This is a genomic window from Ensifer sp. VA4 (assembly GCF_055710065.1).
Window position 1 is genome coordinate 27,871 of record NZ_JBVQPO010000021.1, and the last position, 24,831, is coordinate 52,701.

Annotated in this window: 25 protein-coding genes and 2 pseudogenes; 18 read left to right on the plus strand and 9 right to left on the minus strand. The window is 60.0% G+C overall.

The genetic code is table 11. The annotated features are described in order from the left end of the window. The first annotated feature begins 23 nt into the window (after positions 1 to 23). Positions 24 to 932 (plus strand): LysR family transcriptional regulator, encoded by a 909-nt coding sequence (locus AC0C6X_RS27690; RefSeq protein WP_173518374.1) that lies wholly within the window; start codon positions 24 to 26, stop codon positions 930 to 932. On the opposite strand, the gene AC0C6X_RS27695 is transcribed toward AC0C6X_RS27690, so the two are convergent. Continuing rightward, a complete protein-coding gene (locus AC0C6X_RS27695; RefSeq protein WP_173518373.1) occupies positions 929 to 1,885 on the minus strand; it encodes an alpha/beta fold hydrolase in 957 nt (318 codons plus the stop codon). The two genes, AC0C6X_RS27690 and AC0C6X_RS27695, sit on opposite strands and share 4 nt — an antisense overlap. A gap of 391 nt (positions 1,886 to 2,276) precedes the next feature. Between AC0C6X_RS27695 and AC0C6X_RS27700 the strand changes: the two genes are divergently transcribed. Continuing rightward, positions 2,277 to 2,717 carry a VOC family protein gene (locus AC0C6X_RS27700; RefSeq protein WP_173518372.1) on the plus strand — a complete coding sequence of 147 codons (441 nt, stop codon included), beginning with the start codon at positions 2,277 to 2,279 and terminating at the stop codon, positions 2,715 to 2,717. Positions 2,718 to 2,812: 95 nt separating this feature from the next. Continuing rightward, positions 2,813 to 4,132, plus strand: coding sequence for an epoxide hydrolase family protein (locus tag AC0C6X_RS27705; protein WP_247961036.1), 1,320 nt, complete (start codon positions 2,813 to 2,815; stop codon positions 4,130 to 4,132). A 112-nt stretch (positions 4,133 to 4,244) separates the two neighbouring features. On the opposite strand, the gene AC0C6X_RS27710 is transcribed toward AC0C6X_RS27705, so the two are convergent. Further along, positions 4,245 to 4,550: a hypothetical protein gene (locus tag AC0C6X_RS27710; protein ID WP_173518370.1), complete on the minus strand. Its 306-nt coding sequence runs from the start codon at positions 4,548 to 4,550 to the stop codon at positions 4,245 to 4,247. Positions 4,551 to 5,387: 837 nt separating this feature from the next. Beyond that, on the minus strand, positions 5,388 to 7,805 hold the full coding sequence (locus AC0C6X_RS27715; protein WP_472956254.1) for a TOTE conflict system archaeo-eukaryotic primase domain-containing protein: 2,418 nt from the start codon (positions 7,803 to 7,805) through the stop codon (positions 5,388 to 5,390). 274 nt (positions 7,806 to 8,079) lie between these two features. On the opposite strand from AC0C6X_RS27715, the gene AC0C6X_RS27720 reads away from it, so the two are divergent. The 3 genes from AC0C6X_RS27720 to rpsU all read left to right on the plus strand — a co-directional run bounded on the left by AC0C6X_RS27720 (position 8,080) and on the right by rpsU (position 9,291). Further along, positions 8,080 to 8,346, plus strand: a complete 267-nt coding sequence (locus tag AC0C6X_RS27720; protein WP_173518368.1) for an antitoxin — start codon at positions 8,080 to 8,082, stop codon at positions 8,344 to 8,346. Beyond that, a complete protein-coding gene (locus AC0C6X_RS27725; protein ID WP_173518367.1) occupies positions 8,343 to 8,780 on the plus strand; it encodes a type II toxin-antitoxin system VapC family toxin in 438 nt (145 codons plus the stop codon). The genes AC0C6X_RS27720 and AC0C6X_RS27725 overlap by 4 nt, the downstream gene beginning before the upstream one ends. 280 nt (positions 8,781 to 9,060) lie before the next feature. Further along, entirely contained in the window at positions 9,061 to 9,291 is a 231-nt protein-coding gene (rpsU, locus tag AC0C6X_RS27730) for a 30S ribosomal protein S21 (protein ID WP_173518363.1), read from the plus strand. Between the two features lie 480 nt (positions 9,292 to 9,771). Here rpsU and AC0C6X_RS27735 read toward each other — a convergent pair whose 3' ends face one another. After that, positions 9,772 to 10,857, minus strand: coding sequence for a nucleotidyltransferase family protein (locus AC0C6X_RS27735; RefSeq protein WP_472956257.1), 1,086 nt, complete (start codon positions 10,855 to 10,857; stop codon positions 9,772 to 9,774). 355 nt (positions 10,858 to 11,212) lie between these two features. On the opposite strand from AC0C6X_RS27735, the pseudogene AC0C6X_RS27740 reads away from it, so the two are divergent. Both AC0C6X_RS27740 and AC0C6X_RS27745 read left to right on the plus strand, forming a co-directional pair. After that, positions 11,213 to 11,597: pseudogene (locus AC0C6X_RS27740) on the plus strand (type II toxin-antitoxin system RelE/ParE family toxin). Further along, the gene (locus tag AC0C6X_RS27745) at positions 11,560 to 11,883 is read left to right on the plus strand and encodes a helix-turn-helix domain-containing protein (protein ID WP_173518361.1); all 324 of its coding nucleotides are present in this window, start codon (positions 11,560 to 11,562) and stop codon (positions 11,881 to 11,883) included. Before AC0C6X_RS27740 ends, AC0C6X_RS27745 begins: the two are co-directional and overlap by 38 nt. Before the next feature lie 51 nt (positions 11,884 to 11,934). Here the strand turns inward: AC0C6X_RS27745 and AC0C6X_RS27750 are convergent. Further along, positions 11,935 to 12,621, minus strand: a pseudogene (locus AC0C6X_RS27750) (LysR family transcriptional regulator). Between AC0C6X_RS27750 and AC0C6X_RS27755 the strand changes: the two are divergent. Then, the gene (locus AC0C6X_RS27755; RefSeq protein WP_472956259.1) at positions 12,620 to 12,985 is read left to right on the plus strand and encodes a helix-turn-helix domain-containing protein; all 366 of its coding nucleotides are present in this window, start codon (positions 12,620 to 12,622) and stop codon (positions 12,983 to 12,985) included. The pseudogene AC0C6X_RS27750 and the gene AC0C6X_RS27755 sit on opposite strands and share 2 nt — an antisense overlap. A gap of 534 nt (positions 12,986 to 13,519) precedes the next feature. On the opposite strand, the gene AC0C6X_RS27760 is transcribed toward AC0C6X_RS27755, so the two are convergent. Together AC0C6X_RS27760 and AC0C6X_RS27765 are read right to left on the minus strand one after the other, a co-directional pair. Next, on the minus strand, positions 13,520 to 14,284 hold the full coding sequence (locus AC0C6X_RS27760) for an EAL domain-containing protein (RefSeq protein WP_472956261.1): 765 nt from the start codon (positions 14,282 to 14,284) through the stop codon (positions 13,520 to 13,522). 66 nt (positions 14,285 to 14,350) lie between these two features. After that, entirely contained in the window at positions 14,351 to 15,034 is a 684-nt protein-coding gene (locus AC0C6X_RS27765; RefSeq protein WP_472956296.1) for a hypothetical protein, read from the minus strand. A 315-nt stretch (positions 15,035 to 15,349) separates the two neighbouring features. Between AC0C6X_RS27765 and AC0C6X_RS27770 the strand changes: the two genes are divergently transcribed. After that, the gene (locus AC0C6X_RS27770) at positions 15,350 to 16,735 is read left to right on the plus strand and encodes a sensor histidine kinase (protein WP_247961072.1); all 1,386 of its coding nucleotides are present in this window, start codon (positions 15,350 to 15,352) and stop codon (positions 16,733 to 16,735) included. Positions 16,736 to 16,740: 5 nt separating this feature from the next. Continuing rightward, positions 16,741 to 17,382 carry a LuxR C-terminal-related transcriptional regulator gene (locus tag AC0C6X_RS27775; RefSeq protein ID WP_173518357.1) on the plus strand — a complete coding sequence of 214 codons (642 nt, stop codon included), beginning with the start codon at positions 16,741 to 16,743 and terminating at the stop codon, positions 17,380 to 17,382. A 49-nt stretch (positions 17,383 to 17,431) separates the two neighbouring features. On the opposite strand, the gene AC0C6X_RS27780 is transcribed toward AC0C6X_RS27775, so the two are convergent. Then, entirely contained in the window at positions 17,432 to 17,914 is a 483-nt protein-coding gene (locus AC0C6X_RS27780; protein WP_173518214.1) for a hypothetical protein, read from the minus strand. Between the two features lie 657 nt (positions 17,915 to 18,571). Then, positions 18,572 to 18,952 (minus strand): hypothetical protein, encoded by a 381-nt coding sequence (locus tag AC0C6X_RS27785; protein ID WP_472956265.1) that lies wholly within the window; start codon positions 18,950 to 18,952, stop codon positions 18,572 to 18,574. Positions 18,953 to 19,077: 125 nt separating this feature from the next. Between AC0C6X_RS27785 and AC0C6X_RS27790 the strand changes: the two genes are divergently transcribed. The 7 genes from AC0C6X_RS27790 to AC0C6X_RS27820 are packed head-to-tail and all read left to right on the plus strand — an operon-like array spanning position 19,078 to position 24,680. Continuing rightward, a complete protein-coding gene (locus AC0C6X_RS27790) occupies positions 19,078 to 20,004 on the plus strand; it encodes an amino acid ABC transporter permease (protein ID WP_472956266.1) in 927 nt (308 codons plus the stop codon). Further along, positions 20,001 to 20,765: an amino acid ABC transporter ATP-binding protein gene (locus tag AC0C6X_RS27795; protein ID WP_472956268.1), complete on the plus strand. Its 765-nt coding sequence runs from the start codon at positions 20,001 to 20,003 to the stop codon at positions 20,763 to 20,765. The genes AC0C6X_RS27790 and AC0C6X_RS27795 overlap by 4 nt, the downstream gene beginning before the upstream one ends. A gap of 31 nt (positions 20,766 to 20,796) precedes the next feature. Next, a complete protein-coding gene (locus tag AC0C6X_RS27800; RefSeq protein WP_472956270.1) occupies positions 20,797 to 21,657 on the plus strand; it encodes an ABC transporter substrate-binding protein in 861 nt (286 codons plus the stop codon). A 23-nt stretch (positions 21,658 to 21,680) separates the two neighbouring features. Next, a complete protein-coding gene (locus AC0C6X_RS27805; protein ID WP_472956272.1) occupies positions 21,681 to 22,487 on the plus strand; it encodes a GntR family transcriptional regulator in 807 nt (268 codons plus the stop codon). After that, the gene (locus tag AC0C6X_RS27810; protein WP_472956275.1) at positions 22,484 to 23,224 is read left to right on the plus strand and encodes a BtpA/SgcQ family protein; all 741 of its coding nucleotides are present in this window, start codon (positions 22,484 to 22,486) and stop codon (positions 23,222 to 23,224) included. Before AC0C6X_RS27805 ends, AC0C6X_RS27810 begins: the two co-directional genes overlap by 4 nt. After that, positions 23,221 to 23,739 carry an ureidoglycolate lyase gene (locus AC0C6X_RS27815; RefSeq protein WP_472956276.1) on the plus strand — a complete coding sequence of 173 codons (519 nt, stop codon included), beginning with the start codon at positions 23,221 to 23,223 and terminating at the stop codon, positions 23,737 to 23,739. The genes AC0C6X_RS27810 and AC0C6X_RS27815 overlap by 4 nt, the downstream gene beginning before the upstream one ends. After that, positions 23,736 to 24,680 carry a carbohydrate kinase family protein gene (locus AC0C6X_RS27820; RefSeq protein WP_472956278.1) on the plus strand — a complete coding sequence of 315 codons (945 nt, stop codon included), beginning with the start codon at positions 23,736 to 23,738 and terminating at the stop codon, positions 24,678 to 24,680. The genes AC0C6X_RS27815 and AC0C6X_RS27820 overlap by 4 nt, the downstream gene beginning before the upstream one ends. The last annotated feature ends 151 nt before the right edge of the window (positions 24,681 to 24,831 follow it).

The following is a 24,831-nucleotide window of genomic DNA, read 5'->3' on the forward strand; positions in this document are numbered from 1 at the left end:
GTCGGAAGCGCCGGGGGCATGCGATGGATCGTCTCGAAGCAATGAAGATGCTGCTGGCAGTCGTCGACGCCGGCAGCATCTCGGCAGGGAGCAGGAAGCTGAATGCGCCACTGCCCAGCGTCAGCCGCAAGGTGGCCGAACTCGAACGGCACCTAGGCGCGAGCCTGATCGTGCGCACCAGTCGCAATCTTCAGCTCACCGATGCGGGCAGGGAATATGTCGAGGCAGCCCGCAAGATCATGGCGGACCTCGAGGAGGCCGAACGTCGGGCGTCCGGCGAATACCGGACCCCTCGTGGCATCTTGACGATCACCATGCCGGTCGAGTTCGGCGCACGCTACGTCATGCCGGTCGCGCTTAGCTACATGGAGACATATCCGGAGGTGTCGCTCAACCTACTCTCACTCGACCGGACAGTGCATCTCGTGGAGGAGCAGGTCGATATAGCCATCCGGTTGGGCGACCTCGCCGATAGCTCTCTCTACGCGGTGAGGGCTGGGGAGTTTCGCCTGCTGACCTGCGCTAGCCCGACATACTTGCAGCGCCGGGGCGTGCCGAAACATCCGAGCGATCTCGCAGACCATGAAGGAATACTCTTCAACAAGAGGACGTTCTTCTGGACATTCGATGTCGATGGTCACGAGGTGGAGGCAATTCCACGCAACCGTCTCGAGGTTAACACTGCGGCCAATTGCGTGGCTGCGGCGGTTGGCGGAGCCGGCATCGCCCGTTTGTTCGATTATCAAATCCCGGACGAGCTCGCTTCAGGCGCTCTCGTGCCGGTTTTGGAGGCTTTCGACCAGGCGCCGCGGCCGATCCACATTGTCTATTCTGGACAGGGTCAGTTGACGCTGAAGGTGCGGTCCTTCGTCGACTGGGCGCTGCCTCGCCTTCGCGCTGCCTGCAGAAGAGGCGAGGCGCCGCAGGCCTAATTGGCAAAGGCAGCCCTAACCTTTTCGACAGTGGTGGCTGTATCCTGCAGGTGCGGGAAATGGCCTATACCTTTCACTATGTCGAACTCCGAATTGGTACTCTCGGCGAACTCCTTGCCCATCTCCGGCTTGATGTAGATGTCTTTTTCGCCCCAGATCACTTTGATCGGAGTCGTGAGCCTGCCGAGGTTGGCTTCGAGATAGTCCTCGTCGCGCGTGAAATTGGAATAGTAAAAGGCGAAGGCGTCGGCGCTCGTTATGCCATCGCGCAGCCAGGAATTCTTCATATCCGCTTGTACCTCAGGCGGCAGTTCGTACTGGGCGTCGGGTGTAAGGCCGCGGCGATGGACGTTTGCTAAGATTTCGTCGCTGGTCTTGTTCATGTAGGCACGCGTCGGCGTCGCCGTCGGCTCTGTCTTAAGGTTTTGCAGGCTCTCATACATGTATTGCGGCCGGTTGAACGGCGCGAAGTCGCCGACGATGATCGTCCTTGACACGGTTGGTTCGTCGAGGGCCAACAGCAGTGCGGGCAGGCCGCCGATATCCGAGGCGTAGATGACCAGATTCGATCGGTCGATGCCCGTGTTCTCAATATAGGCCTTGAGTATCTTGGCGTAGTCCCTCGGCGAATAGGAGAACTGTGACGGCGAGGGGCGTGACGACTGGCCATATCCGGGCCAATCGAAAGCGTGGACCTCGTAGTCCGTGCCGAGTGTCGTCGCGATCTCTTTCCAGACGGCGAGCGTTTCGGGGAAGCCGTGCAGGAAGAGAACCGTGCCCCTGGGAGAGGCCGGACGGGTAACCATGCGCCGCAGCGTGATGGTCTCGTCGATCTTGATGAAGTCGATCTTCGGGCCGGTTACCGGGATGGCTGTGCCAGCCGATGCTGATGCCGCCGATGCCATTGCCACGGAAGCGGCGGCCACGAAGTTCTTCAGCGATGGGATAACCATGTCAGGCGTCCTCCTGGTCAAATCCAAATCTGATGAGAAGATCCGATATCCAACGGGTCGCTGGCAGATGGTGTTTTTGAGAGGAACCCTCTTGAATTGAGCAAAGGCCCCGCGGTCGCAGGCCGCCCATTCCCATGCGAGAGGTTTCCATCAAACGCAGACGAGGGATCTCGTCTCGGCGTTGGCCCTTCCTGCGATCCGGCGTCCGGCCGCTCGCCGTCCCGATCGAACCAAGTGTCCGCGTGAGAGGATGGCTCTCAATTCCGCTGGGTGCCGGCCGCCCGGTCTCGTTCTTAGATTTCCGTTCATTCGCGGATCGTCCGTTTTCGGCGCGATCCCAAGTGAAACCGGCGAGGCGAAAAATCGCCCGCTTAAATAAAGGAAGATCAGAATGAACGATGTTACGTCCTCCTCGCAAAAAGCGATTCCGGAAAAAGCCAGGGCGCTCCCCGGCCACTCGACCGTCGGCACGAACGACCTCGATGCCGCTGCCGCCTACTACGACAAGCTGCTCGCCGTCTTCGGTATCGGTCGGGTGCTCGTTCAGCCGGGACGTGCCGTCTACTACGGGCACCGTGCCCTCGAGTTCGGCGTGCTCAAGCCGTTCAATGGCGGGACGGCCATTGCCGGCAATGGTACGATGACCGCCTTCGAGGCCCGCTCGCGAGCGCAGGTGGATCTCGCTCATGCGACGGCCCTGGAAGCAGGCGGTTCGGACGAGGGAGCCCCCGGTCCGAGAGGCCCTGATGGCGGTGACCCCTACTGTGCCTATTTTCGCGATCCGGAAGGAAACAAGTTCCTCGTCTACCGCACTGGTCCCGACGAGGTCTGACAATCAGCATAGCCCGGGACCTCGCCGCCACCGGTGAGGCCCGGCGTCGAGTCCAAACCCAGTCGATTGTGCGTGTTTGCAAAGGAAACTCTCAAATGGACCTGGAAAACAAGGCTCGAAAGAGTCAGGTCACGCGGCGCTCGTTTCTGCTCTCGGGCGCTGCGATCGGTGTCGCGGCAGCGGTGCTGCCTGCGCCCGGCGCGACCGCCAACATGAATACGTCGGTCAAGAGCGACGATATCCGTCCGTTCAGGGCTGCCATTCCCGAGACGGCTCTCGCGGATCTCAGGCGCCGTCTAGCGGCGACGCGCTGGCCGGACAGTGCGACCGTCAAAGATCGTTCCCAGGGCGTCGAGCAGCGGACGCTCCAGGAACTCGTGGCCTATTGGCAGTCCGCCTATGATTGGCGCGGGGCGGAACGAAAGCTTAACGCGTTTCCTCAATTCCTGACGAACATCGATGGGCTGGACATTCATTTCATCCACGTGCGCTCACGCCATGAAAACGCACTTCCATTGATCATGACTCATGGCTGGCCCGGCTCGGTCTTTGAGCTGCTGGACGTGATCGCCCCATTGACCGACCCCACCGCCCATGGCGGCAAGGTCGAAGATGCTTTCCATCTTGTCATCCCTTCGATCCCCGGCTTCGGATTTTCGCAGAAACCAACCTCTACGGGCTGGGACGCGCAGCGGATTGCCATGACCTGGGACCGGCTGATGAAACGGCTGGGCTACAACCGCTATGTCTCGCAAGGGGGCGACTGGGGCGCCATCATCAGCGACGCCCTCGCGCGTCAGGCGCCGGAAGGGCTGCTCGGTATCCACGTCAACAGGATTGAGCGCGCGACGACGTTTCCAGCCAACGCCGCGCAAGCGCTGAAGACTGGAGGGCCGGCTCCCGACAGCTTGTCAGCCGAAGAGAGGAAGGTCTTCGACGAGGCGCGTGACTTCCTCAACAGCGGCTTTGGCTACGCTTCGATCCTCAGCACGCGTCCGGAGACGGTCGGGTACGGGCTTGCGGATTCTCCGGTGGGGCTGGCGGCCTGGCTCTACGACAAGATCGCGGATTGGGTGTTCACACGCGGCAATCCGGAACAAACTTTGAGCCGAGACGATATTCTCGACAACATCACTTTGTACTGGCTGACGAATACTGGCCCATCGAGCGGACGTATCTACTGGGAAAACCTCAAGGCAGGAGCCAAGCTTACCGCCGCCAAAGTTCCCGTCGCCGTGACCGTATTTCCGGGGGAGGTCTATCGGCCGCCGCGAAATTGGCTATCAAAAGCCTATCCGCAGCTCGTGTACTATAACCGCGCGCCGAAAGGTGGGCACTTTGCTGCCTGGGAGGAACCGGAACTCTTCGCCGAAGAGGTCAGGGCAGGTTTCACGGCCATGCGTGTTCGGAACTAAACCTCGAACCCGTCGTGTACGAGGGAGGCCAGCCTAGACTACAATTGCAAGCGGTACTCCAGTTGGGGATAGCTCGACTGGATCTTGTTCCTCGCCGCGCCGGCGCGAGTTCTCAAATTCCTGACCCGTCGAGTTCCTGGTCGTCGTCGCCTTCCCAAGGGGAGGGCATCGCGCTGCGAGTGAGGTTGGCCGATGGCATCGGCATCCAGCACTTCAATTCCGGCTCGGCGTATTCGACGATGCGGCCGGGCGAGGAATCCGAGGCGCGCCAGCCTTCTGCGCCGAACTGATCGCCATTCGACCAATATGCGAGATCAACTTCTGCCGCCCCTTGTTCGGACGGACGGATCGTGACGAGGATCCGACTGCCATTCTTCGGCGCGCTTGCCATGTGGCGCCATTGGTCTGGCTCGGCCATTATTTTTCCTCCTGTCTTGCTGCAGGTTGCAAGTGTGGCCTCGCTACTGAGAGCGGTCAACCCACACTGTGCGCCCGGGGAGAGTGACATTCCTTTATTGTGGAAACAGGATTTTTCAACTTTTCGGCTGCATATTTGAAGATGACGCAAAGTAGTAAAACTAGAAACGTCGTTTGTAGTTGTTGTTGTTTCAAGCGGAGTAATTTGCGTAATACACGGACGCAATCCGCCGTTCGGACGGAACTGGTCAGGGTCGCGGCCGTGTCGGCGGCGGATGACCCCAAATAAACTTTAGCTTTAGGTCACTCTCCCGCTTTCAACTGAGCAAGGGCTTACTGCTGGCCGGGAGATGGCCGCGGAATCATTGGCGGGGACCAATGGCCGCCAGCCTCCGTGGCAGTGGAACTGACAACTCATATGCGTCGATTAGAGCAGCATATCCCGCAGGGATCGCTTTCTCTGGCAACCAGCGTCCGTGAAAAACGCTTACAGCGTCCGAATATGGCTTCCGCTGCGACGCATTCATGAATTTTGATATCCGCACGTGAAAATCAACCCCTAAGAAAGAGTTTCATGAAAACTGATAACGCGCAAGCGCAGCCATGTGCGGAACGGACGCCACTTCTGAATCTCAAACACACGAGCGTCGTAGGCGTCGAAGCAGAACGAAGAGTACCGGGGAGCCGACTGGGGCTTCGCCTAAAGTCGCTGCGGCGTAGCGGCTTCCGGTCTGGATCCTAGGCGATTTTGCTTACAAAAACACAGCCCGGGAGGCGTTTTGAGAATAAGCCCCACCTGCCAAGTGCACTCCGCTTCCCGCAGAGAGCGGGCAGGCGGCTACTCGATCATGTAGCCCAGCGCCCGATAACCCGCACGTCGTTTCGCAGCCATCCGGACCAGAACCGGGACGGCGTTGTCGACATAATCAACGACCAAGACATCTTTCTTGTCATCATGCTGGCGATGGAGCCGGCCGACATACTGTGCCAGGGTCCCCTTCCAGGCGATCGGCATCGTCAAGAACAACGTGTCAAGCCGCGCATCATCGAAGCCTTCGCCTATATAGCGGCCCGTTGCAAGGATCAGCCGCTCGGCGTCCCCAGGGACATTCAATGCGATGTTGGCTTGCTTACGGTCTTTTGCGGACATGCCGCCGCGCAGCACCACGAGATTTCTCACGAAGGGTGAGAACTTCTCGCGAAGATACTCGAGGTGGTCTTTGCGCTCTGTCAGGACGATCGGCGAGCGCTTCGCCTCGAGCGATTTCAGCACATCATCGAAAATGAGATCGTTCCGCCCGCTGTCCTGCGCCAAAGCCGCATAGATTGCGGGTATGGAAGGGTGTTCGACTGAAGCCAGGGACGGCGGCAATTCAAACTTCGTTGCACGATCGCGAGCGCGATGGCGGATGCCGCGTTCGGTAGCTTGAACTCTTGCATCAACCCGATGACGAACGGGGCCGCATTGCATGAAGATAATGGGATGATGCCCGTCCTTCCGAGCGACGGTCGCGGATAGACCCGCCACGTATCGCGCTTTGGACCGGCGAGCGACAAGCTCAAAGCTTGCCGCGGATAGATGATGGCATTCGTCGACAATCAAAAGGCCATAATCGGCGACAACATCGGCAACGTCCCCGTTGCGGACAAGGCTCTGGATCAACGCCACATCAATGACGCCCGTTGGCCTTCTTTTCCCGCCGCCGATAATGCCGATCTGCTTCGGGTCAATGTTCAGAAAGGAACTGAGACGCGTGACCCATTGATCAAGCAGTTGCCGTCGGTGGACAAGGATCAGCGTGTTTCGCGCCCGATGCGCGATGAGCGCTGCGGCGACAACGGTTTTGCCGAAGGCGGTCGTTGCCGCGAGCACGCCGTTGTCGTGAGCAATGAGAGCGTCGAAAGCCTCCGCTTGCGGCCGTCGCAGTTGTCCTTGGAACGAAACGCGGGAGGGTAAAGCCCTTCCACCTTCGCGGTGATCCTCCAAAATGGCGGTCGCACCGTGGTTCTTGATGAGGTCAATCGCCTCGTCGAAACAACCCCGGGGCAGGGCGACGTGCCGCGGATGAAGCTCTGCGCATGAGACCACCCGGGGCTTGCCGAAAGTCGGCAGCCGCATGGCCTGCGCGCGATAGAATTCCGGGTTCTGGAACGCTGCTAGGCGAACAAATTGCGCAATCAGGGCCGGCGGTAGTTCTGTCCTGTCGATGTAAACCTGGTCGGCGACCACGACGCTGATGCGTTGCGGTAGTGCGGCTTCTATTCGCCGTGGCTCGCTGTGGCGTGACGGCAACATCTTCCACGGCTCGTCGGCGTGTTCGTCGTCGATCGGCATGCGAACACCCAAGACCCGACCCGACAATTCTGCCTCGTCGGCGATCTTGAAGACCGTGTCGGCGGACAATCTCGGCAGAGATGCAAGGTAGGCCCACTGGTCAGCGTAGGGTCGCAGATCCTCGTCGACAAAAACGCTGTTGCCGACTTCACGTGCCTTTCGTTGAAGCGGCAAGGCGATCAGATTGCCGAAGCCCCCAAGAGGCATCGTGTCCTGATTGGGAAAGAAGCGATCGTAGGACGCGAACCCGATCTCTGGGCGTCGCTCCATCGTTTCCGTGATCAGGGCGGAGCCAAACTGCCTGGCGATCCGGGCCGGAACGGGCTCGGCGAAGAATATCCAGACATGGCCGCCATTCCCCGATCTCGACCGCTCCAGGGCGGCGGCAATTCCCTTTGCGTGGCACGTGTCCAGCAATGCCCTGGCATCGTCGGCCCAGCTTTCCTTGTCGAAGTCCGCGGCCAGAAACCAGCACGTTTCGTCCTGCAGCAAAGGATACACTCCGGCGACAAAGTCGCCGGAGCGAAGGTCACCTCCACGCAGGTGCTTTTCGATGATGTCGGTGGTCGGTGGGATGAAGGCCTGATGCGGGCATTCTCCGCATTTCACCTTCGGTTTGCCGCAGATCCCCTTCGCCCACTCGTTGGTACAGGCCGGTGAATACCCTGAGCGGCCTGCTTTCCTGTTCTCCCATCGCACCGGAAAGACATCAGGGCGTCCAGCAAACAAACGGCGGAACAACTCGATCTTCTCGACCGATGGCGAGTTGTTGCTGACAGCAGCCCCGACAAAGGACGATCGGTCAGACGCGCGGCTATCGGCCGCCAGCTTTTGCTCAAGCGCTTCCAGCACACGCTCAAGTTCCATGCGCTCGGCATCGATATCAGCCAAGCGCCGCCGGATGTGCGCAATCTTATCCAATGTGTCATCCCAATCCGTCAACACCGCAGTCCACACCCCGAGAACTCCTGCCATGGAGCAACATAGAGCAAACGCAACTCGTGCTTAAAGGCAGAGAAGTGGGCGAAGGCTGTTTGGATGAGGAGGGGCAACGCGCAGGTCCCCTCTAACCGTCCCTTTCGCGACGGATCGTCATTTGCCCGAAACTGGACCTCACCGAGCAGACCCGGCTCTCGCTTGAAATCCTCCTAGCCAACATGTATATGCAGATGTATATGCAGAAGAGGAGAGTTTCATGCCGCAGACCAGACACAACGAACCTCCTGCAAGGGAAGCTAAGCTCTTCCGGAATAACAGGAGCCAGGCTGTTCGCATCCCGGCCGACTTTGAGCTTCCTGGCGATCGCGTGATGATCCACCGTGACGGGGATCGGCTTATCATAGAGCCGGTGCGCCGCAAGAACCTGCTGGAAGTCCTGGCAGGTCTGGATCCCCTTGGGCCTGAGGATCAGTTCCCTGATATTGACGAGACTTTGTTGCCCGCCAAGGAAATCGACCTGTGAGTACCCTTTTCATGCTGGACACCAATATTGTGTCGGAGCTGGCCCGGAACCCGAGAGGGCAGATCGCTGAACGCATTGCCGAGATCGGACCGGAGGCAATCTGCGTCAGCATCATAACGGCGGCAGAGCTACGTTATGGCTGCGCCAAGAAGGGATCCCCGAAACTGCTGGCCCAGATCGAAGCCATTCTCGGAAGCATTCTGGTGCTCGCACTCGACTTGCCCGCCGACACCAAGTACGGCGACATCCGGACTGAACTGGAAGCCAAGGGCAAACCAATCGGTCCAAATGACCTATTGATCGCTGCTCACGCCTGTGCCGCCGGAGCAGTCCTCGTTACGGCCAATACCGGGGAGTTTATGCGCATTCCCAACCTCCACGTTGAAAACTGGCTGGAGTTGATCTCAAGGCAATCAAAGGGCGTCGCCAGTTGAGGGGTTCTCAGGCGTCGCCAAGGTTCATTGTGTTACACCCCGGTTGGGGGGCTATACCGGCTACACACACACACAATGATGATGAGTGTCGCATAATATACATTATGGAACAGCAGAGCGGTTTCGTTTCTGTTGCTTTTTCATCGGTCAAGCAATCCCGATTTTCCTGATGGATCAGGACTGTTGAGATGGGTAAAGCTCGAATTTCTGCGAACTGTGAACTTGGAATCCGCTCGAAAACTTGTAAGTTGAGCGACCTTTTCCAACCTACGAGCGGCTAATGCAGGTTCTAGTACGCGATAACAATGTCGATCAGGCGCTCCGCGTCCTGAAGAAGAAACTCCAGCGCGAGGGCATTTTCCGTGAAATGCGGATGCGCGAGGCTTTTGAAAAGCCCTCGGTTAAGAGGGCGCGCGAGAAAGCCGAGGCGGTGAGCCGCCAGCGCAAGAATGCTCGCAAGCAAATGCAACGCGAAGGCCTGATCTCGTCGAAGCCGAAAAAGAGTCGATAGCTCTCGAACATCTCGGAGAAATAGCGCTCCGAGTTGACCTTCTCGATCGCCTTGTCGCTGCACTCGATGTCGACATCAGCTCCAACGGAATCAGCCCTACCGCCGGATCCTTTGAAGGTCTGCAAGACTACGAAGTAGCCTTCTGCTTGAACGCAAAAACGCAAAAGAGTGCCGATCGATACATTGTGCCATTTGCGGTCATCGCAATCGGATCAGCACGCTGGACGAAGAAGCCACAAAGCCCGGTTGCGCACTTCGTGATGTAGGTTCATCTAACTCGCTGATCATTATAAGGACTGCTCGGGCTGGCTATTGAACGGTATAACCGTGGCCGACCTGAAGGCCATGATCTCAGATTCCGAAGTTCTGTATTGGGAATTCTTCGACGTCACCATGGGAATCGCGCCGCGATCCAAAGGATCGGCATCGGCGCGAGTACTTGGTCAGAAACAAGCTGCTAAATCTGTGAAATAGCCGCCCTTACCTATCTTCCTTGAATGGATCGACACCGAGTTCCTTGAACAACGCTTCCGTCTTCGCCCGATCAGCGCGGCTCATGTAGCCGATCCCGGTCTTGATCGCGTAGCGCCAGGCCTCTCCCCTCTCCAATGCCTCGTGCAGGGCGTCCGACAGCTCATTGAGCCGATTGGCGACATCGAGCGCTTCGAACAGGAGAACGGCCTGCCTCAAGTCCTTGTCTCGTTTCGCGGAACCAAGCGTGTCAACGACGCGGCGGCTGGCGACGATCAGCTTGTGGATCGCGTAGCGCTCCGGAGCTGGTACGATCACGCTGATGCCTGACTTGTGCAACATGACGGCTCTGATCGGCTCATAGATCAGGAAGTCCAGGAATCTCAGCGGTTCGGCCGAGGCTCCACCAAGGGCGGGCATGTCGACCGGTTTGTCCATGCGGTCATCTGATCCCCTGTTTCCGGTCAAGAACTCGACCTTGTAGCCGCTGCGATTGATGAAGCCGGTTACACGCGGTGAACCCGAGCGATGCATGACCGGCCGGAATGTCGGATCGAGGCCCTTCAGGATTTCGAGAATAGGTGGAAGGCTGTCCCCTACTTCGGTCGAGATCGCATAATCCTGGGCGAAGTCGGCATCTCCGGTCTGGAATGACGCAGCAGGCAGACGGACGCCAAGATGTCCCGCATAGGTCGAGAAGGCGACCGATCCGACGAGGCAGGCCCGCAGGCGGAAGATTCCGGCATTGGCGAGAGCTTCGACGACATCGCCCGTAAAGCGATCCGGTTCCGGCAAGCCAGCCTCACGAACGAGCGTCGAGACGAATTTGCGGCGAGCTTTCGTATCGTCTTTGATCGCCTTGAAGTCCTCGACCCGTTTGTTGATCTCCGGATCGTCGGCCGGTCCAACATAGCGGCGCTGTTGGCGATACCCGTCCCCTTCCGGCGGCTGGTCGAAATACCAGTATTTCCGGCCCTTGTTGTTGACCCCGACGAAGCGGCCTTCAACCGGGAAGTCGGCCGAGAAGGAAGCATCGAGCAGCCGTTGTCCGAGTTCGGCGGTCATGGTGCGATACATAAGATCGATCTGCTTCATGTTGTCTCGCTGTACTAAATCTGAATTTTTAGTACATCGCCCGCGATCCATCAGGGGAATGGTAGAGCGGTGCATGTTATACTAAATTTGCAAAATTAGTATAACGCCGACCCCACTTTTTCAAGAGCAATCTTCGCCGGGATATCGACGCGATCTGTAACGCCATCGATCTGCCCTGGAGCAATGGTCAGGCAGAAGGTCAAATCAACCGGTCGCCAACCACTACGGTCGCTTCCTTCTACAGGACAAAGCGGCACTTGGTGCGAAGCTTCTGAGACAGGTATGGGAAGCAGCGTAGTCCCCGCAAGTTTTCCCGACAACTTGATAGGTGTAGCACCTAGTGCTATATGAAGTGATGTCAGAACGAACTTTCAAAACGGCGTGGTTTTCCAAGGCAGCGAAGAAAGCGTGGATCTCCGACAAGGCCCTTGCAAGGCGATTGAGCAAGTCGCACGCGGACAGGCTGACGATCTCGGTGGCGGCGTGTTCAAGAAGCGGCTCAACATAACATGCATCGTTCGATCGTTCTGGCGAAAGCCGGTGAGTACTGGGTGTTCGCCTATCTGTTCGCGAAGAAGGACCGCGCAAACATCGATGACGACGAGTTCCTGGCTTTCCGGAAGCTCGCCGAACTCTATCGGCGCAAGACGCAGGCCGAGCTTGATGCCGAAATCGGGACCGGCGCCCTACTGGAGATTTGCAATGACGACCAAGCGCAAGTTCAAGAGCGATGCCTTTGAGGCGATCCATAGCGCCGTCGAAGACATGTATGCGGCAGGCACCATCGACAAGGAAACCATGAAGACCTTCGACGAGACTTGCCTGTCCGTCCCGCAGGAGCTGACGCCGGGTGAGATCAAGGCGCTGCGCGAGAACAATCATGTCAGCCAGCCAGTCTTCGCGCGCTACCTGAACACCAGTGAATCCACAGTGCAAAAGTGGGAAACCGGCGCGAAGCGGCCGAGCGGCCCAGCATTGAAGCTGCTCTCGATAGTGCAAAAGCATGGTCTCGGATTGCTGTCTTAGGGGACAACTCTGCGGAATGGGCATGCGGCTTCCACGCAGCGCCTAAGTTCCTCACCTACCCGGCCGTGCCAGTGACCGGGCAATGTCGATGATGTCGTCTCTCGACGTCGGATCTTCCTTGTTCCAGGCAACGCCAAGACCAATCTTGAGATCGACCCCGCGCACGGGTCTGAGCTCGAGGTTGCGATTCGGGAGATCCTTCGTCCATTCCGGCGCAAAGCCGATGCCAAGACCGGCAGAAACCAGCGACACCAGCGAGAAGGTGTCGTCGCAGCTGCTCGCTATAGGACAGGGTTCTGACGGGAGAAAGCGATGATCTTCTCTGAGCGAAGGTCCTCGATATCGATCTCGCTTCGAAGCGCCAGCGAGCTGCAGCGCGACATCCGGGAACGTTCGGCCGATGCGTGCCAGAAACGCCGGCAGCACACCAGTCGTTACCGGATAGACGGTCCCGATCTTGATCGTCCGTGCCACCTTGCCGGCCACCGATCGCGCCACATCCATCGACAGCCCGACATCGCCAATGATCCGCAGCGCCCGATCGTGGAACACCTCCCCTGCCCGCGTCAGCTCGACCCGGCGCGTCGACCGTTCCAGCAATCGGACATCGAGCTCCTTCTCCAACGCTTGGATATGCGAGCTCAGCGCCCGCTGGGCGATGCACATCCGCGCGGCCGCACGGTTGAAGTGCAACTCTTCGGCTACGGCAACAAAGTAGGAAAGCTGACGTAGTTCCATGTCCATGCTCCGATTTTCGGCCCACGTAAACGCGAGTGATCCGCCCCCATGCAACCAACAATACCCTATTTGGGGTATCCGAGAATCGGTTTTATTGAAGGCGTCTGCTTTCTCAAACTGGCGCTCTAATTTGTTTTCGTTCCACGCAATGGTTTACGGTCGAATGATTGACGGGCTCATCGCGGCTCGCAAAGTTGCGAACATCACTCAGGTCGAACTAGGGCAGCGTATTGGCCAACGGCAAACGTTCGTTTCCAAGGTTGAACTTGGGGAACGCCGGTTGGATGCTGCCGAGTTCGTGAAAGTCAGCCGTGCGATCGGCGCCGACCCGTTTGATATCATGCGCAAAGCAGAATTGGACTAGCCTTTGCGCCAGCGCCCTCGCTAACCTGCGGGCGGTTCCTGACGATACATGGCCTTTATCAACATGGGGTAATCGCGGGAGCGGTGCCCCATGTTGATAAAGGCCACGTCGTTTAGCGGGAAATCAACGTTACGCCCTAAAATACCTTGCCCCCGCGGAAGTTTTTGAACTGCTCATCCAGCACCAGAGAGCCGCGCGTCGCCCAGAGAATATGCGTTGCGCGGAGTTCCCACCCGGGAGATGACACAACCTAAGACTTAGGTCCGATGCACTCAGGCAAAGGTCGTAGTTGCATTGCCGAATCCGATTTGCCCTGACATTGCTTGGTGAGCGCCAACGGCACCGGTGGCGCTCGGGATCCCAGAGCACCCCCAGCCCCAAGCGACCAGATGCTCTGGGATCCCCTCTTCTCCGGAACATTTTTTAGGCGGCAGGGCGATTATTAATCAGCGCTCGGCTGCACACTATTGCGAGACTGGAGGTGTGCGTCCGAAGGCAGGCAGTTTAATGAAAACAGTGATCTTGCCCCTGCTCTCAGCACTCCAACGTCGCGCGAGAGCGGAATTCTCCACCAAATAGCGGAGTGAGGGTAGGCTCGGAGAGCAGAAACCCTTGAACATGCGTTGCCCCTGCGACCTGCGCGGCTTCGAATTGCGCATAGGTTTCGACGCCTTCAATGACCACGATCGGCGCGACGCAGGATGCAAGACCGACCATATGCGAGAGAAAACGCTCCGCGTCACCACGATCCAGACGCAGGAAAAATCCGTCGATCTTCACGATGTCGACCGGCAGCGACAAGAGCGCCTCAGGCGTCGAGAATCCGGTGCCGAAGTCATCGACGGCAATCCTGTAACCGAGCGCCTGCAGACTTTGAAGGAAGCGGCAGGCCGCCGGAATTCCCGACATGGGCAGGCTTTCCGTCAGTTCGAGGACAAGCCGCGATGCAAACCGCGCGTTAGCAGACAGCAGATCGAAGAGAAGCGCTCTGTTGCGTTCGTCGGAAATGCTCTCGACCGAAATGTTGCAGCCGAGGACACCGTGTGGCTGGCATGCGAGCCAGTCAAAAGCCAGGGCGAGCATATGCCTATCGAGTGTCGCGATGCGGCCCGCCGCCTCCAGATAGCCGACGAACTCGCTGGCTGTCATGATTTCGCCGTCGGGCTTGACGAGCCTACCCAAGCATTCCGAATAAAGCACGTTGCCGACGTCGGCGGCTGAGTTGATGTGTTGAAGTGAAAAGCCGACGCGTCCTTGTTTCACGGCGTAGTCGAAGGCTTCCGCAACACGATCAAACATTCGAACTCCCGCCTGGTTGGCAACCGGCCCGACAACAGTCGCCGGAGCCGGCTGCCTGTCTTTGTTTTATTGAGCGATTTCTGCGTCCGGATCGGTCTCATCCACCGTCGCTGGCGGCAGTGTTTCGCGGATTTCGTCGATCTTTCCGACCGCAGGGCCAACGCCGAGGATCTCCTTGGCGTCATCGACCATATCGTCGGTCACGACACCGTCCTTGGTGAAGCCGGCGAGCGCGTCGCGCAACGCTTCGTCGCTCAAGGCCGGATCCGTAGGGACGGCATCCACGCCATTTTCAGCCTCAAACTCGGCATAGGCCTTCGCGTAGGCCTGGATACCGGCCATCTTCGGATCGTTCGAATTGAGGTAGGCGTGATAGTTGCGGTTGAGGGAAGCGAAACCTGGTGTTGCTCCCGGCGTCACAGGTTCAACCACCGGCTCAGCAACAGGTTCAACCACCACCGGCGCTGGTTTGACGACCTTTTCGGCCTTCACCGGTTTGGACGCATTTTCTTTGCCCTTCGAGACGTTCGACTTCAGGCGCGACTTCTCGCCGGACTTGCTTCCCTTCGTCTCCTTGGTGCTCTTCGCATCGTCGGATTTACCGTGGCCGGAATTGCCGCCACGATCGCTGCCGTGGCCGCCTCCATGATCGCCACCATGATCGCCGCCGTTGCCGCCCTTGGCATAGGCGACCCCGCCCAGCGCCAAGCTACCGCCAGCCACGGGCGCGATTGCCAGCGTCAATGCCATGATGCCTCGTGCGACCAGTTTCGTCGTCGTAGCCATGTGAAACTCCTTATTCCGACTTGCTATTACTGTCCTCTCGCGGAACCGAGCGGACGGCGTTTGATGCAAGGACGATATCTGCGCGCCGGATACGGCGCCACCGGCCCCAGACCATTGCCTCCGCGCCCGGGACTTAGGTCTGAGCCTGGGACATCAAAGGTCCGATCAAAATTGCTGAGATTGCCGCGCCATTGACCGCGTCCTGACAGTGGTTAGGTTGGCGTGGCCTTGCTACAATCGTCACGCCGTACGAGCCGGCGGCCCGATCCGAGAGACCTGGTGCGCGTAAATCGACTCATAACCCGTTGGAATTCTCAATCGCTTGCCACGCAGTTCCTGCTGATCGGAGGAGCCGTTGCCGCATGCGCCATGGTGCTGATCGGAGCCTTTGTTTCGAACAGAATCGAAGACGCCGTCACCCGAAACTCGGCCGCGACGACAGCACTCTACGTTGATAGCGTGATCGCGCCGCTGCTACCCGACATGCAGAAGAATGAAGTCCTCGACGAGACCGTGGCTCGGGCGCTGGACGAGACCCTTGGCCAGGGCGCATTGGGTGACCGGCTTCTCTCCTTTCGTCTTTGGCGTGCGGACGGCACGCTCCTCTATGCGAGTGATCGGGCCGCTGTCGGTGCGAAGATTGGGCTCAGCGATGAATTACAAACCGCATTCTCGGGCAAGATGGCCGCACGCTTCGACCCGGAAGGAGAAGTAGCGGCTGACAAAGGTTCAGCCGTGCCGGCGCTCGTTATTTACAATCCCGTGCTGCAGCCCTGGTCCGGACAGGTGGTTGCGGTGTCGGAATTCCACGAAGTTGCCAATGAGTTTCAGCAAAGTCTCAATCAGGCGCGTATGCACACCTGGCTGGCGGTCGCAGCCTTCACACTTGCCTTCTTTGTCGTGCTGTCGGCAATCGTGCTTCGCGGCAGCAAGACGATCGAGATCCAGCGTCATGCCCTCAAGCAAAGGGTCGATGAGCTCTCGGCATCGCTTGCCCAGAATGAAATGTTGCGGGGTCGCCTCCAGCGCGCGTCGCAGCGCGCCACAGCGTTGAACGAAAGCTATCTGAGACGCATCGGGGCGGACCTGCACGATGGCCCTGCGCAACTCGTGGCCTATGCGTCGCTCAGATTGGACAGTGAAGCCTTGAAGCGCAGCAAAATGCCGGTGGCCACGCGTGATCGCGAAATCGCTGCGATAAAGGCGAGCTTGGACGAGGCGATGCAGGAGATTCGCACGATCTGCGGCGGTCTGGTCCTGCCGCAGATAGAGACGGCAGGTCTGACTGAGATTCTGGAGCGGTGCGTAAAGGCGCATCAGCAGCGGACGGGGGCGCCGGTCGAACTGCAGTTGACCAAGCCTCCCGAACGCCTCTCGCACGCCGCGAAGATATGCATCTACCGATTCGTGCAAGAGACGCTCAACAACGGCTTTCGTCACGGCGGCGGTATTGGGCAACGGGTGTCCCAGCGGATGGATGGCGACCGCGTCATGATCGAGGTTGTGGACAGTGGGCCCGGTTTTGATCCGGACACAGTTCTGCCCACAAGTCTTGGTCTTGCCGGCCTCAGAGAACGGATCGAAAGTCTCGGAGGAACGTTCGAGGTCGTCACAGCGGCGACCGGGACAACCGTTCGCATGACGACCAGCGTCAAGGAGCTATGACAATTATGGTGTTTCCAATTCGCGTTGCTGTCGTGGACGATCATCCCTTGTTTCGGGAGGGTGTGATCCGGAGCCTGTCGGAGATCGAGGGCTTCGAAATTGTCGCCGAGGGCAGCTCGAAGGATGATGCCACCCAGATCGCGGGAAGCCTCCGGCCGGATATCATGCTCATGGACATTTCCATGCCCGGCGGCGGGCTGGAGGCGATACCGGCGGTGCTGCAAATCGTCCCGTCGCAGAAGATTATCATGCTCACCGTTTCCGAAGACGGTGACGACGTGACAACTGCACTGGATCGGGGGGCCACCGGTTATGTGCTGAAGGGCGTTGGCGCAAGAGCGCTTGCCGACGTCATTCGCACCGTGGCTTCGGGGGACCGCTACGTTGCGCCGACCTTGTCGGCCAAGCTCCTGTCCAGCCGGGCACCGGCGGCGGGCAGCAAGTCTGGCCTGGTCGCCAACCTAACGCCTCGTGAACGGGAGGTTCTGGAATTGGTGGCAGCCGGCATGAGCAACAAGCATGTTGCAATCCAACTGGACCTGCAGGAAAAGACCGTAAAGCATCACATGACGCAGATCATGACGAAACTGGGTGCCGCCAATCGCACCGAAGCGGCGATGGTGCTGCGCGATGCGCGCGACGTCTGATCCACATCGTACCAGGACCGTCCGACCGGCTTTGTGCGACCGCCATTGGCTAATGCAAGAACGAATCTATTCGTTTTCTATCGCTTGCCGTCGCGCGGCGATTGATGATCGTGCGTCCGCGGGCATCCTTCATGATGTAGCGGCCATTCGCAATCTCTTCGGTGATGCCGCCTTCGTGGCGTACGCCGACATCCTCTCCTTTGGCCTTTGTGCCACGATTGGAGCCGTTGGAACGCTCGCTGTTGGAGTTGGAGCGATCGCCGCCATTTGAGCCCCCGCCTCCGTTCCCGCCACCATTTCCTCCACCGTTCCCACCGCCATTGCCGCCCCCGCCTCCGCCACCATTGCCATTGTTGGCGAAGGCTGCCGACTTGACGATCGCAAGCCCGGCGCCCGACATTTCGAGGCTGTAGGGTGTAGAGATGGCGAGGGTGCAGACTGCCGGCAAGAATGCTGTCAGGATCATCCGACGCGTAATCATCATGTCTCCAAGGTCTTTTCGTGCGCAAAGCGCACTCAGCGCGGCGGGCAACGAACGAACTTTGCCCCCGACCGAGACACGCAGTCAACTCGCCCCGGCAAAGATCCTGCCTGTACAGGACTTTTCCCCCAGATGGGACAGACCTTCGTCCCATCCAGGCCAGACGATGGTCGGAAAACCGGGCGGGGATTCGCGGGCGCGATCTGGCGGATCAGCTCGGCAGACGCGACCGAGCCTGTCTCTGCTTGCTGTTATCGGGTTGAGCCCTATGACGCTGTCTGGCGAAAAAAGACGGCCCCCTGAGGAGCCGTTGAGGTAAACCAGGGGCCAAGTGCCAGGGTTGCCGATCTTGTGAAGGCTCCCCGTTGGCCCCAGTTGTCGGCATACCGCAGGGCGGGCCTGGAAACTGCCGCTCCGGTGTATGGAGCGTCTCAAAAGGTAGGTGGCGCCAAAGCGTACGCCATGGGACTTCAGTCCCCATTCTTTGCCGCAAAGGACTTAGTTCGGTTGTCCCCGGTTCCGGTTTTCGGCCCTTCGATCCGTGACTGTGACACGATAGGTTGGTGCGACCAGTTGGGGAGTAGATTGCTTGCCGGCTCGTTGTCGTGGGTTCGTGCGTATAGGACCTAAGTCCTATGCAGGGCGGCAAAAGTCCTACTCTCCTTGTCGGACAATTCAGTCGCGGAATATGCTGATACAACCTTGGCGTCATCCACCGCCGGGGTCGCAAAAGTGGTTCCAGAGTCGCTTGCGACGCCTTTCCGGGCGGCTCTGGACCACAGTATCAAGCGCCTGGCGGTTGCATTCGTGCTGAAAGCGACCCGCCTCATGTGATCCTAATCCCTGCTGCGACATTTGTGATGATTCGACCCGTTCAGCCGCAACGCTTTTCTTGCCGTTGAGCTGATCCGGCGTCGAAGAGCAGCACAACTTCTCCCTGCTGCGGTCGGCGCGGTTTCGTTGTTGCGCAAACCGCCATGATGGCTGCTTCGTCCGGCGGGATTCGGCTGAGATATCGAGAGTTTCAGAAGCAGATCCCTCTCGCCTGATCCGCCGCAGCCCCGACGCGCTTTTCGAGAATGCCGCCATTTGCAGCCTCCAGCATCGCGTTCAGCCCGAATATGCGCAGCGAGAAATATTCTCGGGACGCCCGCTTGACTTCCCCCTAGGCGTGCCCGTATCAAGTTGTAGGCCTAACCCTACAAGCGGATGCCATGCACCACTCTCAGTCACCTTCAGCGTCTGCGCTGTCACTCGCCGACCTTCCTGGACCAGACGTCGCCGTCCGCCGCTTGCGCCACCCGGGACGGTGGATCAGTGGCGGCCTTGTCATTCTGCTGCTTGCCGTGATCGGACGCGCTTTCGCGGTCGGGCAGATCCAGTGGACCGTGGTCGGCGAGTTCCTGACGGCGGGCGTCATCGTCACCGGGTTTGGCTGGACACTCCTGATATCAGCCTGCGCACTGGTGCTCGGTGTCTTGCTCGGTTTCGCTTTCGGCATCATGCGGCTGTCGGAGAATCCGATCCTGCGCCTTGCCGCATCGCTCTATGTCTGGGTGTTCCGTGGCACGCCGGTGCTGCTGCAGCTTCTCATCTGGTTCAACATCGCGCTGGTCTTTCCAAGACTCTACATTCCCGGTCTCGTCGATGCCCGTATGGTCGATGTGGTGACACCCTTAGTCGCCGCCGTCCTCGGCCTCGGCGTCAACGAAGGATCCTATCTGACGGAGGTCGTTCGCGGGGGCATCGCTTCGGTCGACAGGGGCCAGAAGGAAGCAGCCCATACGCTCGGCATGACGCCCGGGCAGACAATGCGGCGCATCATTCTACCGCAGACCCTGCGGCTGATCCTGCCGGTGCTCGGCAACAGTGCGATCGGCATGCTCAAGTTCTCTTCGCTTGCCGCCACCATCGCCATGGGCGAGATGCTGAACGCGGCGCAGCGCATCTACTTCATCAACGGCGCCGTTATCGAGCTCCTGTTCGTCTGCGCCGTCTGGTACCTGGCCGGAACCACCGTTCTATCGATAGGCCAGTATTATCTCGAGCGTCATTTCGGCCGCGACGCCGCAGCGACCACCAGCGATCGCCGCTGGTTCAAAGGATGGGCGCGGCGTCCCGCCGTGGCGGGTGAAGCATGAGCCTCGCAGTCAAGGCGGTCGGTATCCGCAAGCGTTTTGGCAGCCACGAGGTGCTGAAGGGCCTCGACCTGGACGTTACCTATGGCGAGGTGCTCTGCATCCTCGGGCCCTCGGGTAGCGGCAAGAGCACGTTCCTGCGCTGCATCAACCACTTGGAGACGCCGGATGGCGGCTATGTCTGGGTGGACGGCGCGATCATGGGTTACGAGCTCAGCCGCGGCGCCCTTCAGGAGTTACCGGTCAAGCGGGTGCGCGCGCAACAGAGCCAGCTCGGCATGGTGTTCCAGCATTTCAATCTTTTCGCGCACCGTACCGTGCTCGGCAATGTCATCGAAGGCCCGATGGTGGTGCGGGGCCTGAGCCGCGCAGAGGCCGAGACCCGCGCAATGGGCCTGCTGGAGCAGGTCGGCATGGCCGCCAAGGCATCAAGCTATCCATCGCAGCTTTCCGGCGGCCAGAAGCAGCGTGTGGCCATCGCCCGGGCCCTCGCCATGGAGCCGCGCGTGATGCTGTTCGACGAGCCGACCAGCGCCCTCGATCCGGAACTCGTCGGCGAGGTGTTGGAGGTAATGCGCAATCTCGCGCGCGGCGGCACGACGATGATCGTCGTCACCCATGAGATCGGTTTTGCCCGCGAGGTCGCCGATCGCGTCGTCGTGATGATCGACGGCGAAATCCGCGAAAATGGCGCGCCCCAGCAAGTTCTGAGCAACCCCGGCGATCCCCGCGTGCGGAGCTTCCTCAGCCGGGTTCTGGCCTGATGAAAAGAGTTCAATAAAGGGAGAACAGGAAATGAAACGAATGCTGCCGATGGTTCTGGGGCTTGCTTCTGCCACGTTCATCAGCCTTGCCGCGGGGAGCTTTGCGCGTGCCGCTGACGAGAAACTGATCGCCGCCCTGCCGGATGCCGTGCGCGATGCCGGGAAGCTGAATGTCACGATCAGCCTCGCCTATCCGCCGATGGAGTATAGCGATGCCGGCTCGATGGAGCTGAAAGGCTTCGACATTGATCTTGCGAAGGCAATCGCCGAGCGGCTCGGGCTGACGGCTGAGTTCCAGAATGTCGAATTCCCCCAACTGATCCCGCAGGTCGTCACCGGTCGTTCGGACCTGATCATGACGGCCTTCTCCGACAAGGTGGAGCGCCAGACGCAGCTCGACTTCATCGACTACTTCAAGACCGGCAACGTCTTTTATTCGACCGCCGATCACCAGGGCGAGATCAAGGCCGAAGCCGATCTCTGCGGCAAGACGGTCGCGGTCGCGACGGGCACGAGCTGGGTCACCTGGGCGGAAGATGTCGGAAAGGCCAATTGCGCGCCCGACAAGCTGATCACCGTCATCCAGATCCCGACCCAGGCGGAACACATCATGCAGATCCGCCAGGGGCGCGCTCAGGCCTCCGTCATCGGTCTCGAGGGATTGCTCGACCTGATGAAGCAGGAACCGGACAAATTCTACCAGATCGGCGACGTCGGCGATGTCAACCACTACGGCATCGCGTTCGCCAAGGCGAATGGGCAACTGCGCGATGCCGTCAAGGGCGCGCTCGACGCGATGAAGGCCGATGGGACTTATGCACAGATCCTCGACCGCTATGGCTTGAAACAGGCTGCGGTCGAAGAGTTCAAGATAAACGGAGCCACGAAGTAACGAGAAACGCGCCGGAGCCTGCCTTGACCCATCCTTCCATGTCAGATGCCTCAACCGCAGCGGGTGAACGCCCCGACGACCGACTGTCCAGGCTGCGCCTCGATCTCTATTCGAGCGAGCAGCTCTACCGGCAGCTCTATCGGGCGCTGCGCGCTGCGATCCTCAGCGGCGATTTCTCCGAAGGCGAAGCCATTCCCTCGGAGAACCAGTTGCGCGACCAGTTCGGAATTGCCCGAACCACCGTGCGCAACGCGATGGCGCTACTGGTATCGGAAGGGCTGGTCCAGCAGGTTCGCGGCCGCGGCACGATCGTGTCGCACCGGCCGATCAGCCACAACATCTGGAACTTCGGCAGCTTCACGGAGCTTGCCCGCAGACAGGGCCAGCGTCCGGTGACGCGGGTGCTGGAACACCGGGTGGAGAACGGCGAACTCTTGCTGGTGCGCGCCCGCGGGCTGGCCAACGGCGACAGCGTGACATGGCTGAACGTCGACACGTCCGTGCTCGATCTCGCCCTCTATCCGGGCATCGAGCATTACGATTTCGCGGCGCAATCGCTCTATGAGGTCTTGCGCCGCGACTATGACCGCCACCCCTTGCGCTCGGAATTGCTGCTGACCGTGGTACCGGCTTCCGATCGCCTGCGGGAAGTCTTCGCCCCGGCGCATGACGTGCCGGGCTACCTTTGTGCCAGCGGGGATGTGCTGGATGCCGACGACCGTTTGGTCGAGCGCACGTCGATCGTCTACTCGCCCGCCGTCCAGATGAAATTCGCAACGCGCTGGGGCCGCGAGACTGCGCCACACAGCGCGCAGGAGAACAAGACATGAGCCGATTCGGCGACACCTTCAGGACCCATAAACCGATCCTCGGCATGCTGCACCTTGCCGGCGACGGCCCGGCCGCCAAGCTCGCCCAGGCCGAGGAAGAGGCCCGCATCATGGCAGGCGAAGGCGTCGACGGACTGGTCGTCGAGAACTATTTCGGCGATGCCGAGGATGTTGAGCGGGTGTTGGAGCGGCTTTTCGGCCTCGACCTCGGGACCCGCATCGGCGTCAACGTGCTGCGCGACGACGCGCGCGCCTTCGCGCTCGCCAAAACGTACCCCGTTTCCTTCATCCAGGTCGATTCCGTTGCCGGTCACCTGCCGCCGGAGGCGGACGAACCCTTCGCAGCCGGCCTTGCCGCGCGACGCGAAGGCGTTTCCGCACTGTTGCTCGGTGGCGTGCGGTTCAAATACCAACCGGTTCTGTCCGGCCGGCCGGAATCGGAAGACGTGCGCATCGGCGCGGCGCGCTGTGACGGGCTGGTGGTGACCTCCGACGCCACGGGTCAGCCGACCGACATGGAAAAGGTGGAGCGCTTCCGCGCCGCGACCGGCGGAGCGACACCGCTGCTGATCGGCGCCGGTCTGACTGAAGCCAATGCCGCGGAGCAATTGGCAAAGGCCGATGGCGCCGTCGTCGGTAGCTGGTTCAAACACGACCACAAGGACACTGGCCGCGTCGAGGCCACCCATGTCGCCGGGCTGATGCGTGTCGTACGCGCGATCAGGAGCGCCGCATGACCACCGCCGCCACGGTCCTGGCCCGGCCAGTCACGGCCGAGAACTTTTCGCGATACGGCAAGGTCTATAACCTGACGGGCGACGCAGACCCCAAGGCGATCTGGACCGCCGGCGACGGCTGGCATGACGGCTTCACGAAGACACCATTGATCGACGGTCGCGGCCATCTCGGCGTCACTCGCGGCGGCGGCGCGCCGTGGCACTGCAGCGCAATGGAGCGGCATCCGCAAACCGAAGAGGCGATCTTCTGCCTCGCCCAAGCGGTAATTCTCGCGGTAGCACCGGCCTCGGATGCTGCCGCGCCGCATCGCGATGACATCGAAGCCTTCGTGGTCATGCCTGGGCAGGTCGTGGTGATGAAACGTAACGTCTGGCACGATGCCTGCCGGGGTGTTTCCGGTCCCACGCCCTATTACTGGATGGCCGTTTGCGGCCTCGGCGAGAGTCCGTGGGTGGCGGTTTCCGGCGGCTCTAAGCTGGTGCAGGCCGCTCCAGGCGAAGGACCGATCGCATGACAAGCTTCTTCATCGGAGACGTGGCCCTCGACGAGTATTATACCGCCGACCGCTGGCCGGGCCGCGCCGACAAGGGTATGATCAAGGAGCTTGCAGCCGAAGCGGGCGGCTCCATTGCCAATGCCGCCGTCGTACATGCTGGACTTGGCGGCGAGACGCAGTTCATCTCGTTGCTGAACGACAGTCCCCTATCGCAACGACTGATCGGCGATTTGAAGGAGAGCGGGGTCGGTGTCGATCACATGCTGATCGATCCGGCCATTCCGGAATCGAGGAACTTCATCTTTCTCGTCGATGGCGAACATGTCGTTCTGACGGTGGAGATGGGCGAGCAGCCGATGTGGCTCGATGCAACCGCCCTCGCCGCGCTGCGCCAACCAGGCTTTCTCTACACGACGCTCTATCGTGTGCGCCGTCTCCATGCCCGGGCGGATCAAGGGATCCTCAAACAAGCCGATCTCCTTGCAGATCTGCGCCAACACGGCCGCCGCGTCATCTTCGATCTCGATGTCGGCGGCTGCGTGCCGGAAGATCTGCCTTATCTCGTAGGTGCCGCGGTCGTCATCTTCAACCAGGTCGGGTTCCGTGCGGCCTTCGGTCATGACGAAATCACTATCATCGGCGACTGGATGCAGGCGCACGAGATCGATTGGGTGATACGTACTCTCGCCGGGGATGGCGCTGAGGCCAGTAACGGCGACACGGTTCTTCGCGTGCCCGGTTTTCCGGTTGACGTCGTCGATGTCACCGGCGCCGGCGACACGTTCGGAGGCGCATTGACCTGGTGCTTGTCGCAAGGTCAGACCATCGAAGAAGCGCTGGACTTCTCCGTCGCCGCCGCCTCCCGCTCTGTCACCATCCACGGCCCGCGGGCCGGCAAGGCAAATTCGGATGAGATCCATCGTTGGCTTAAGGAGGAACGGCAGACAAGGATGCGGTGAACCGCCCACCGGATCGGATCGTGCGATTGGGATCTAATTTGCATTCGGCCCTTCCCGCCTTGTGCACGCGGCCGGCCGAAACGGCCTCGGTACGCGGCGCTCCAGAGGCGGCCTCAAGCGCAGGACGGAAAAGGTGTGCCCCTAAGGCGCT